This window comes from Halomonas sp. M20 (assembly GCF_020622265.1).
GTDB lineage: Bacteria > Pseudomonadota > Gammaproteobacteria > Pseudomonadales > Halomonadaceae > Modicisalibacter.
Map to the genome: position 1 here is coordinate 133,906 of NZ_JACNMQ010000009.1, position 11,050 is coordinate 144,955.

Annotated in this window: 9 protein-coding genes; 6 read left to right on the forward strand and 3 right to left on the reverse strand. The window is 60.5% G+C overall.

Going from position 1 to position 11,050, the window contains the following annotated elements:
- Positions 1-118: 118 nt before the first annotated feature.
- Both H7850_RS17535 and H7850_RS17540 read right to left on the reverse strand, forming a co-directional pair.
- Entirely contained in the window at positions 119-1,585 is a 1,467-nt protein-coding gene (locus H7850_RS17535; protein ID WP_227370783.1) for an NAD-dependent succinate-semialdehyde dehydrogenase, read from the reverse strand.
- A gap of 235 nt (positions 1,586-1,820) precedes the next feature.
- Entirely contained in the window at positions 1,821-3,536 is a 1,716-nt protein-coding gene (locus H7850_RS17540) for a thiamine pyrophosphate-dependent enzyme (protein WP_227370784.1), read from the reverse strand.
- Positions 3,537-3,867: 331 nt separating this feature from the next.
- Between H7850_RS17540 and thiM the strand changes: the two genes are divergently transcribed.
- From thiM to H7850_RS17570, 6 genes are all read left to right on the forward strand, one after another.
- Positions 3,868-4,668 carry a hydroxyethylthiazole kinase gene (gene thiM / locus H7850_RS17545; RefSeq protein WP_227370785.1) on the forward strand — a complete coding sequence of 267 codons (801 nt, stop codon included), beginning with the start codon at positions 3,868-3,870 and terminating at the stop codon, positions 4,666-4,668.
- Positions 4,658-5,278 (forward strand): thiamine phosphate synthase, encoded by a 621-nt coding sequence (thiE, locus tag H7850_RS17550; protein ID WP_227370786.1) that lies wholly within the window; start codon positions 4,658-4,660, stop codon positions 5,276-5,278. The genes thiM and thiE overlap by 11 nt, the downstream gene beginning before the upstream one ends.
- Before the next feature lie 140 nt (positions 5,279-5,418).
- Positions 5,419-6,696: an imelysin family protein gene (locus H7850_RS17555; protein ID WP_227370787.1), complete on the forward strand. Its 1,278-nt coding sequence runs from the start codon at positions 5,419-5,421 to the stop codon at positions 6,694-6,696.
- 95 nt (positions 6,697-6,791) lie between these two features.
- Positions 6,792-8,201 (forward strand): di-heme oxidoredictase family protein, encoded by a 1,410-nt coding sequence (locus H7850_RS17560; RefSeq protein ID WP_227370788.1) that lies wholly within the window; start codon positions 6,792-6,794, stop codon positions 8,199-8,201.
- Between the two features lie 21 nt (positions 8,202-8,222).
- Positions 8,223-9,233: an imelysin family protein gene (locus H7850_RS17565; RefSeq protein WP_227370789.1), complete on the forward strand. Its 1,011-nt coding sequence runs from the start codon at positions 8,223-8,225 to the stop codon at positions 9,231-9,233.
- A 3-nt stretch (positions 9,234-9,236) separates the two neighbouring features.
- On the forward strand, positions 9,237-10,334 hold the full coding sequence (locus H7850_RS17570; RefSeq protein ID WP_227370790.1) for a DUF1513 domain-containing protein: 1,098 nt from the start codon (positions 9,237-9,239) through the stop codon (positions 10,332-10,334).
- Positions 10,335-10,475: 141 nt separating this feature from the next.
- On the opposite strand, the gene H7850_RS17575 is transcribed toward H7850_RS17570, so the two are convergent.
- Positions 10,476-11,050 (reverse strand): aldehyde dehydrogenase family protein (locus tag H7850_RS17575; RefSeq protein ID WP_227370791.1); only part of this gene is annotated, 575 nt, incomplete at its 5' end.

An 11,050-nucleotide genomic window follows, 5' to 3' on the forward strand; every position in this document is an offset into this window, starting at 1 on the left:
CTTTACGGGTGACCTCAGTAAAGATGGAATGTGCTCTCTTTGCCATATAAAGAACCACTAAACGACGAAAGCCGGCGATTGTTCGCCGGCTTTCTTTAGGTGCTACTCGATAGTCGACTTAGCTATCCAGCCCACCCATGCAGATATATTTCATCTCCAGATAATCCTCGACGCCGTACTTCGAGCCTTCACGGCCCAGGCCGGACTCCTTGATGCCGCCGAAGGGAATGACTTCACTGGTGATGCCGACTTCGTTGACGCCCACCATGCCGTACTCCACCCCTTCCGATACCCGCCAGGCGCGACCGATGTCCCGGGTGTAGATGTAGGAGGCCAGGCCGACTTCGGTGTCGTTGGCCATCGCGATGGCTTCGGCTTCATCCTTGAAACGGAAGATGGGGGCAACCGGGCCGAAGATCTCTTCCTTGAACAGGCGCATGTCCTGGGTGACGTCGGTGAGTACCGTGGGCTGGTAGAAGCAGGCGCCGTTATCTGCGGGGCTGCCACCGGTGGTGGTCTTGGCGCCCTTGTTCTGGGCGTCCTCGACCAGCTCCTGCACGCCCTTCACCGCGTCTTCGTTCACCAGGGGACCCATGGTGACCCCGTCTTCCAGGCCGTTACCGAGTTTGAACTCGTTGACCTTGGCGGTGAACTTCTTGACGAATTCATCATAGATGCTGTCTTGCACCAGGATACGGTTGGCGCAGATACAGGTCTGGCCCGCATTGCGGTACTTGGAGGCCAGGGCGCCGGCCACGGCCTTGTCCAGGTCCGCGTCGTCGAAGACAATGACCGGGGCGTTGCCGCCTAGCTCCATGGAGACCTTCTTGACGGTATCCGCCGCCTGCTTGAGCAGCTGCTTGCCCACCGCCGTGGAGCCGGTGAAGGTGACCTTGCGCACGATCGGGTTGCTGGTCAGTTCGTTGCCGATGGCGCTAGCGCTCTTGCCGGCGACCAGGTTGATGACGCCTTTGGGCACGCCGGCACGCTCGGCCAGTTCCACCATGGCAAGCGCCGACAGCGGTGTTTCCTTGGCGGGTTTCATGACGAAGGTGCAGCCGACCGCCAGGGCCGGCCCGGCCTTACGCGCCAGCATGGCATTGGGGAAGTTCCAGGGTGAAATGGCCCCGACCACGCCTACCGGCTGCTTGATGGTGATCAGACGCCGATCGTTGGCCACGGTGGGAATCACATCGCCATAGATGCGCTTGGCTTCCTCGGCGAACCACTCGATGAAGGAGGCGCCATAGGCCACTTCACCCTTGGATTCCGCCAGCACCTTGCCCTGTTCGCTGGTCATGATCACCGCCAGGTCGTCCTGATTCTCCATCATCAGGTCGAACCAGCGCCGCATGATCGACGCACGCTCCTTGGCGGTCTTGGCCTGCCAGGCGGGCATGGCGCGCTGGGCCGCCTCGATGGCGCGTCGTGTTTCGTCCGCGCCGACGCTGGCCACCTGGGTGATCACCTCGCCGGTGGCCGGGTTCACCACGTCAAACGTTTCGCCACTATCGCCATCGACCCACTCGCCGTCGATGTAGGCCTGGGTCTTGAGCAGGCTTGAGTCTTTCAATTGCAGTGTCATGAGGGCTCCTCTCTATGGGCTATCAAGAAACATTGTGAACCTGCGAATGAGAATATCGCAACGACCGCAAACAGACCCTTTAGTGCAGTACAGGCGCCTCATTCTGGCAAGCGAACACCCCATCATAGTATATTTTTAACGCCTGTCGTAAAAATCGAACATCTGAATGGCGTGATCGTGATGCTCGGGCGCCTGACGGCGCCCGATTGAACGCGGTTATTCGTATTGTCTTGATTTACCGCTTCAGGAAGTTGCTTTTCACCAGATCGACGACATCCTCCATGCGCCCGTCCAGCACGGCCTTGGTGGAGTACATCGCGGTGGAGGCAACCTGGCCGGCTTCGACCTTGGGCGGCATGACAAGCTCCATCCGGTTGACCTTCACATCGAGCAGCGCCGGGCCGTCCTGGGCCAGCCACTCGGCGATGGCAGGCTCAAGCTCATGATCCTGTTCCACACGCCGCCCCCAGAAACCAAGCGCCTCGGCCAGCTTGTCGAAATGCGGGTTTTCAAGATCAGTGTAGCTATCCAGTAGTCCCTCCACCTTCTGCTCGATCTCGACGAACCCCAGGGCACCGTTGTTGAAAACGACGATCTTCACGGGCACCTTTTCCTGCTTGAGGGTCAACAGATCCCCCATCAGCATAGTCATGCCGCCGTCGCCGCACATGGCGATGACCGGCCGATCGGGAAAGGCCTTCTGGATGCCAATCGCCTGAGGGTAGGCGTTGGCCATGGTGCCATGAACGAGACTGGCAAGGGTGCGACGCTGCCCGCGGGTACGAATGTGGCGCAGCATCCACACCATGGGACTGCCGCCGTCTGCGGTGAAAAAGGCGTTGTCCGGCGCCAGCTTGTCGAGGGCCAGGGTCAGCTCCTGAGGATGGATCAGGTTGTCATCCTTGGACTCGTGGGCGGTGCTCTCCAGGGCTTTCAGGTACTGCTTGCGGCAGCGATCAAGCCACTTGGTATCGGTGTGCTCCTTGAGCATCGGCGCCAGCACCGCGCAGGTGCCGCGCACGCTGCCCATCAGGCCGATGTCCACTGGATGACGCTTTCCCAACTGTTGCGGGTCGATATCCACCTGAATGATGGTCGCCTTTTCTGGATAGAACTGCCCCCAGGCGAAGTTACAGCCCAGCAGCAAGAGGGTGTCGCACTCCCCCACGGCATGGAATCCGCCAGCCAGGCCGAACACCCCGGTCATGCCGACCTCAAAGGGATTGTCGGGTTCGATGAAATCCTTGGCTCGGGAGGTCCAGGCAATGGGTGCCTTGAGTTTGGCCGCCAAGGCCATGACCTCCTCCCGGGCGCCCTCGCAACCGGAACCGGCGAAGATGGAGATCTTGCCGCCCTTGTCGAGCTGCTTGACCACTGGGGCCAACTCCAGCTCGTTGGGATAGATGACGGGATTGACGCGATGGGCGCGAAACGGCAGATCCTGGCTAGGCGTCTGGGTGAACAGATCACCGTGAACGACCAGCACCGCCACGCCGTTCTTGGCCAGCGCGGCTTGTGCCGCAAGGGCCGTCATGCGCCGCGCCTGATCAGGGTTGATGATCGTCTCGCAGAAAACACTGTACTGCTCATAGATGGGAACGGGATCGACATCCTGAGGAAAGTCGACGCCGGTTTCACTGGTGGGTATTTGGGAAGCAATGAATACCACCGGCGAGCCATTTCGATGCGAATCGAACAAGCCGTTGACGAAGTGCAGGCTGCCCGGGCCGCAGGTGCCGGCACACAGGGCAAGTTCCCGGGTCATATAGGCCTCGGCCCCGGCGGCAAATCCGCCTACTTCTTCATGGCGAACGTGCACCCACTCAAGATCGCTGCGCCGAATGGCATCGGTAAACTGATTGATGGTATCGCCGACCACGCCATAGCAGCGTTTTGCGCCAGCCTGAGCCAGGGTTTCCACGATGATTTCGGCCACGTTACTGTGACTCATCTGCGATTTCCTCCGCATTGACGCCCTTGCCTGGGCGCGTGAACACCATCGCCATGCATGTCATGACGACCTCTCTACAGCCTATGCCGGTCAAGAGACGAGTTCCAATCATGCGGCCCTCTTTCTTTGACAGCCTCTTTCGACCGTGATTAGGTAAAACCACGACAGGGGCGCTGGCTTCATGCACAACTCGAAAGCCGGCTGAGAAGCACCCTCGGAACCTGAGAGCCTGTTCATGAACGCAGTAGATCATGGACAGGCTCTGTACCAGTCAATACTGGCGGAGGAAGTCGTGGCGTCTCCCGACCCGCCTCCGCCTGGAGGCAGATGCATGTTCGATTGCCCTTCCCATCTTGCTCGTATGCGCCAGAATGCGCCGCTAGTGCAGAACATCACCAATCATGTTGCGATGAACGTGATGGCCAATGTACTGCTGGCGGTCGGCGCATCACCGGCCATGGTGCACGCCAAGGAAGAGGTGGAAGAATTCGTGGCACTCGCCGATGCGCTTAGCGTGAACATCGGTACTCTATCGGCCGAATGGGTCGGGTCCATGGAGCTTGCCGCCAAGGCCGCCAATCAGGTAGGCAAGCCTTGGGTGTTCGATCCAGTAGCGGTAGGTGCTACTGCGTTTCGTCGCCGGGTTGGTACACGTATCGTCGAACAGAACCCCAGCGTGATCCGCGGCAACGCCTCGGAGATCATCGCCCTGGCATCCGAAAGCAGCAGCGGGCGTGGAGTGGACAGTACTGATCCGGTCGAAGCAGCGGAACAGGCCGCGCTTGAACTCGCCACACTCACCGGCGGCGTGGTGGCAGTCAGCGGCCCGGTGGACTTCATCACCGATGGCAAGCGAAAGGCTCGGGTCGCCAACGGTCACCCATTGATGCCGCGTATTACCGTGCTGGGATGCTCCCAAACCGGCGTGGTCGCCGCTTTTATTGCCGGCGCCGAGAATATTTTCGACGCCACCCTGGCGGCCATGGCCTGCTATGGGGTTGCCGGTGAAATAGCCGGCGAAAGCGCAAACGGCCCTGGCAGCTTCGCCGTTGCCTTTATCGACGCTCTGTACAACCTGAATGACACCCAACTCAATGCCCGCCTGCGCCTGGAGATCGACGATGACCTTTGATTTATCCTTGTATTTGATCACCGACCCGGCCATGTGCGCCGAACGCGGCCTTGTCGAGACCGTAACGGCTGCGGTGCGCGGCGGCGTTACCCTGGCGCAGCTGCGAGACAAGCACGCCACGGACGCGGAACTGATCGAGCAGGCCAGGGCGCTGAAAGAGGCTCTCACCGGTAGCGGCGTTCCGTTGATCATCAACGACCGGCTCGACGTGGCCCTGGCCGCGGACGCAGACGGCCTGCATATCGGCCAGACCGACGGTGACGCTGCGGCGGCGCGCAAGGCGCTCGGTCCGGATGCCATCCTGGGGCTTTCCATCAATACCCATGAGCAATTGGCAAAAGTCGATACGGCTCAACTCGATTACGTCGGCCTGGGGCCGGTATTCGCTACTTCTACCAAGAAAGATCATGAATCGCCGCTGGGCTTCGATGGGCTGGCAGCATTGGCCGCAGCAAGCCCGCTACCCAGTGTGGCCATCGGCGGCTTGCAGGCCCAGCATGTGCAAGCGGTGCGCGAAGCCGGTGCTCGGGGTGTGGCGATCATCTCGGCAATCTGCGCCGCCCCGGATCCTCAAGCCGCGGCCCAGCGATTCGCCAAGTCACTGCAATGAACGGAAGTAGCCAGTAGCGTGAGATCCCAAGGGAAAGGCATTGCAACAAGCGATCGAAGGCCTATAATCGCGAAGAAGAACATTTCTCATCCAATAATGATTTTCTTTCTTTTCACCCTTCTCGATTTCAGGAAGCTGTCATGAACCACCGCTTTCATCTCACTCCGCTGGTCGCTGCCCTTGCTACAGCCGGCATGGCCTCTTTTGCTCAGGCACAAGAAAACGTCCAACCTGAGGCGGTGGTCGAGCACTATGCCGATCTGGCCCATGCCACCTTCCAGGATGCCCTGACCACGGCGCAGGAACTCGATGATGCTACCGATACCTTCATCGAAAACCCTAGTGCCGACACTCTTGAAGCCGCCAAGCAGGCCTGGTTGGCGGCTCGCGTTCCCTATCAGCAGACGGAAGTGTTTCGCTTCGGCAACCCGGTGGTGGACGACTGGGAAGGCCAGGTCAACGCCTGGCCCCTGGACGAGGGCATGATCGATTACGTTAAGGGCGATGATTATCAGCACGAACTGGGCAACCAAGGTGCCACGGTCAATATCATCGCCAGCGAAGAGATCAACGTCGGCGGCGAGACCGTGGACGTCAGCGATCTGACGCCGCAGCTACTGGCGGATCTCAACGAGATCGGTGGCTCCGAAGCCAACGTGGCTACCGGCTACCACGCCATCGAGTTCTTGCTGTGGGGCCAGGATCTGCATGGCTTCGAGGCAGGCAATGGCGAGCGTCCTCCGAGTGACTACCAGACCGGTGACGCCTGCACCGGCGGCAACTGCGATCGTCGCGCCGCCTATCTGGATGCAGCCACGGACCTTCTTGTCGATGATCTCGAATGGATGGTGGCGCAATGGGCCGCGGATCAACAAGACAACTATCGCTCGGAGCTGCTGGCGCTCAAGCCACAAGAAGGCTTGCAGCGCATGCTGTTCGGCATGGGCTCGTTGTCCCTGGGGGAACTCGCTGGCGAGCGCATGAAGGTCGCTCTTGAAGCCAACTCCTATGAGGACGAGCACTCCTGTTTCAGCGATAACACCCACAATGCCCACTATTACAACGGCCAAGGCATTCGCAACGTTTATACCGGTCATTATGAGCGGGTGAACGGCAGCGAACTGAGCGGCCCGTCTCCCTCGGATCTAGTCGCCAAGCAAGACAGCGAACTCGACGCCACCCTGCGTCAACAGCTCAAGGACTCCATGGCGGCCCTCGACACCCTGAAACAGACCGCCGAAGCCGAAGAGTCACCGATGAAGTTCGACATGATGATCGCCCCGGGCAACGCGCAAGGCAGCGAGATGATCAACCACGCCATCCTGGCACTCGTCGAACAGACCGGCTCCATCGAACAGGCTGCCAACAAGCTGGGCATCGCATCCTTGGAGCCGGACACCGCCGGCCACGATTTCTGATTTACCCGCCTAAACAAGTCTCACGGCGAAGTTCCCTTTAGAAGTTTCCTTTACTCGGAGCTTCGCCGCTGAGGCTTCAACGAGGTCTGTTTTATATGACCGCATCGCATCATCTGATCTTCTGGGCAAGTATTTGCCTGCTTGGTTTGACCACCAGCGCTGCCGCCAAAGAATATCCGCTACAGGACACCCCCAAGAGCGCGGGCGGCGGCACCGTGAAGCAGTTCGATCACAATGCGTATTCGCTCCCACTGGACAACCAGTCGATGACCAAGCGTCTCGACTTCAGCGTGGGTAACAGTTTCTTCCGCAACCCCTGGGTCGAGGCCCCCGCCAGCACCGAGGCCCGGGACGGCCTGGGCCCGTTGTTCAATACCAACTCCTGCCAGGGCTGTCACATCAAGGACGGTCGCGGGCATCCACCGGCCCCGGGCGAAACGCCGGTCTCATTGTTCCTGCGTCTCTCCGTACCCGCGGCCCCAAAAGAGGACGCCGAACTCCTCGAACGCCAGGGCGTCAAACCCGCCCCTGTCTATGGCACCCAGTTGCAGAATGCGGCTTTGCCCGGCGTCGAGCCAGAAGCAAACATGGTGGTGGACTACATCGAGCGCAACATGAGCCTGGAAGATGGCGCGACGGTAAGCCTGCGCGTGCCCGAATATCGCATAGAGAATTCGAATTACGGCCCCCTGCCCGATGATCTACTGACTTCGCCCCGGGTCGCACCACCGATGATCGGCTTGGGTCTGCTCGAAGCGATCAGCGAAGAGGATCTTCTGGTCAACGCAGACCCCGAAGATGCCAATGGCGATGGCATCTCCGGGCGCCCCAACAACGCCTGGAACCGCGCCACCAATACCCTCCAGATGGGCCGCTTCGGCTGGAAGGCAGGCGAGGTCAGCATCAAGCAACAAAGCCTGGGCGCCTTTGCCGGCGACATGGGCCTGACTTCGAGTCTGAATCTGGCCACAGACTGCGATCCCAAGCAGCGCTGTGACGAAACACCCCACGGCGGCGAGCCGGAAGTCAGTGACAAGATCGCCAACTTCATCACCTTCTACGCCAGCAGCCTGGCGGTGCCGGCACGGCGGGACATGGACGACCCAGCGGTACAGGCCGGTGCGCGGAAATTTAACGACCTTGGCTGTGCCGGCTGCCATACGCCGCGCCACCAAACTGCCGAAGTTGAGGGTCGACCGGAGTTGAGCGATCAAGCCATCTGGCCCTACACGGACATGCTGCTGCACGATATGGGCGAGGAATTGGCGGATGGCCGGCCCGAATTCAAGGCCAGCGGTCAAGAGTGGCGCACCCCGCCGCTATGGGGCGTTGGCTTGGCGCAGACCGTCAATCCGCGCGCCGGGTTCCTGCACGACGGGCGTGCCCGTACCCTGGAAGAAGCCATCCTGTGGCATGGTGGTGAAGCCAAGAGCGCCAAGGAGCAGTATCGCCACCTGCCGGCAGAAGAGCGCGAGACCTTGCTGCGCTTTCTCGAATCTCTTTAAAGAGTATAAGGAACAAACTGCATGACCTTGCGACGCTCTCTTTTTGCTCTGCTTGCCACTTCCCTGCTGTCATCGTCGGCTTGGGCCGATGATGAAGCCGACCCCAAGGAGCGCTGGTACACCGCCATTGGTGGGCAGTATCAGACGCTCCAGGATGAAAGCGCTGCCCTTGCGGATACCCTGCAAGGCGGCTGCCAGAATACCAATGCAGTGCGGGATGCCTGGCTTGAGGCCTACAAGACCTGGCAGCAGGTGCGCTATGTGGATTTCGGCCCCATCGAGCAGCAAAGCCGCGCCTGGCAGCTACAGTTCTGGCCGGATCGCAAAAACCTCGTTGCCAAGAAGGTCGATGCCTGGCTCAAGGCTCCCAATCCCCCTACCCCCGAGCAGGTTTCTGCGGACAGCGTTGCGTTAAAGGGCTTTCCGGCCCTGGAATACCTGCTGTTCGAGTCCGAGAACGGGGATACGCTACCGCTAGAATCACAACAAGGCTGCGCCCTGGCCAGCGCCATCGGCCAGCATCTGGCCACCACGACCCAGGCGCTGAACCAGGATTGGCAGGCTTTTGAGGAGCATTACCTGAACACCGAAGGCTATGCGGACATCACCGTGGAAAGCGCCCTGCATGGCCTGCAGATTCTGGATGATAAACGCCTGGCAGAGCCCATGGGCCTACGCGGCAAATCCCGCAATGGCTATTTGGCAGATGCCTGGCGCAGCGGCGAATCCGTCACTCTGATCGCGGCCTCGCTGGCGGGTCTAGAGCAGAGTTTCGTGCCGGGGGCCCAGGCGCTGCTGCAACAAGAGGGTGAGGCCGAGCTCGGTCAGGAACTAGAAGAGACCTTATCCGAGACCCGCGCCTTGGCCGAGTCGCTGCCTTCCGGGCTCGCGCCGGCGCTAGAGGACGAACAGGCCTATAAAGGGTTGCAGCGCTTGTACGTGCAGGTCGAGCAGCTGCGCCAGCTGATGGAGTACAAGATCGCCCCGGCGCTGGACATCAAGCAGGGATTCAATTCGAGCGATGGAGACTGAACCATGCTAGGCCGTCGCCGTTTTCTCAAGAACAGTCTAGCCCTGGGCGCCTGGGCGGGGCTGGCTCCCGCCCCTTGGGCCTGGGCGGAGAATGAACCGCTGCTGTTCAGCGCGGTGGACGATGCCGAAGGCAATCACTGCCTGGCCGGCGCTACTCTTCGCGGTGAACTGGCCTTCATGACTAAGGTGCCGGAGCGCTGCCATGGCGGCACCCGGCGCCCGGGCAAGCGCGAAGTGGTAATGTTCGCTCGTCGCCCCGGGCGGCAGCTTCATGTGCTGGATATCGATGCGGGCAGTACGCGACTGTCCATTGAGGCAGGTGAAGGCCGGCACTTTTACGGTCACGGCGTATTCAGCCCGGATGGGCGCTATCTCTACGCCACCGCCAATCGATTTGAAAGTGCCGAGGGTATCGTGCAGGTCTTCGATGCGGAGCGCGACTATACCTTTGTGAAGGAGCTACCTCTCGACGGCATTGGCCCCCACGAGCTGCGCCTGCATCCGGATAGCGACACCCTGATCGTGGCCCTTGGCGGCATCGAAACCCACCCGGACTATGGCCGCGCCAAACTCAATTTGGAGAGCATGGCGCCGGCGCTGATACTGATGGACCGTCACAGCGGTAAGATTCTCAAGCGTCACATGCCGTCTCATCACCAGTTGAGTTGTCGGCACCTGGATGTCGGCCCAGACGGAACGGTGATTGCGGGTTATCAGTTTCAGGGGCCGGAATGGGAAACACCGCCATTGATTGCCCGGCTGGATGGCCCGACCGGTGAATTTAAAGAACTTGCCCTGCCCGAGAAGTTAACGACGTCGCTCAAGCAGTACATCGCCAGCGTCGCCATTTCCGGCGACGGCCGCCACGCCGCGATCACAGCCCCCCGGGGCGCCCGGGTGTTGATCCTGGAAACCCATACCGGGAAACTGCTACGCGAACTCGCCCTAGGAGACGCCGCCGGCGTAGTCGCAAGTGGCGAAAACGATTTCCTCGTCTCCTCGGGCCGCGGTGGGCTCTATCGTCTGAACAGCACGTTCAGCGCACCGGTTCGACTTACTCAATTACCCGTGCATTGGGACAACCACCTGACCCTGGCGTAGGGGGTTGCGATGCTTTACCACAGTGCGGTATTACGCTTACTGTTTGAATACCGGTCATTGAACCCCTTACATACAAAAAGCCCCGCATTCTGGCGAATGCAGGGCTTTCGATTACGTCATGCCGTCAACTGACGGCGGGAATCACTCTACGATCATCACCGACTTGACGTTGACGAACTCCTTCATGCCGAAGCCGCCATGCTCACGGCCGTAGCCGCTGTCCTTGACGCCGCCGAAGGGCAACTGCGGCTGAGCGATGTTGTAGCCGTTGATGTTGACCATGCCGGTATCGAACAGATTGCGCGCGATATCGATGGCGCGCTTCTCGTCCTTGGAGAAGATGCCGCCGCCCAGGCCATAGCGGGAATCGTTGGCCACGCGAATGGCTTCGTCCTCATCCTTCACGCGGATCAATGACGCCACCGGGCCGAACAGCTCTTCATCATAGGCGGGCATGCCGGGCTTCAAATCTTCCAGCACGGTGCTGGGGTAGAAATAGCCCGGGCCGTCGGGAATCTCGCCGCCGAACACGCAGGTTGCCCCGGCGTCGATGGAGCGCTTGACCAGGTCATGCAGGGTATCGCGCAGGTCGTCCCGGGCGATCGGACCGAGCTGAGTATTCTCGTCGGTCGGGTCGCCGTACTCGATCTGGCGCATCTTCTCGACGAACTTGTCGCGGAACTGCTGATAGACGGAATCCACCACGATGAAGCGCT

Coding starts and splice junctions, on each gene's coding strand:
- thiE (WP_227370786.1), top strand. CDS start 4,658: ATGACCTTTGATTTATCCTTGTATTTGATCACCGACCCGGCCATGTGC.
- H7850_RS17535 (WP_227370783.1), bottom strand. CDS start 1,585: ATGACACTGCAATTGAAAGACTCAAGCCTGCTCAAGACCCAGGCCTAC.
- H7850_RS17560 (WP_227370788.1), top strand. CDS start 6,792: ATGACCGCATCGCATCATCTGATCTTCTGGGCAAGTATTTGCCTGCTT.
- H7850_RS17555 (WP_227370787.1), top strand. CDS start 5,419: ATGAACCACCGCTTTCATCTCACTCCGCTGGTCGCTGCCCTTGCTACA.
- H7850_RS17540 (WP_227370784.1), bottom strand. CDS start 3,536: ATGAGTCACAGTAACGTGGCCGAAATCATCGTGGAAACCCTGGCTCAG.
- thiM (WP_227370785.1), top strand. CDS start 3,868: ATGTTCGATTGCCCTTCCCATCTTGCTCGTATGCGCCAGAATGCGCCG.
- H7850_RS17565 (WP_227370789.1), top strand. CDS start 8,223: ATGACCTTGCGACGCTCTCTTTTTGCTCTGCTTGCCACTTCCCTGCTG.
- H7850_RS17570 (WP_227370790.1), top strand. CDS start 9,237: ATGCTAGGCCGTCGCCGTTTTCTCAAGAACAGTCTAGCCCTGGGCGCC.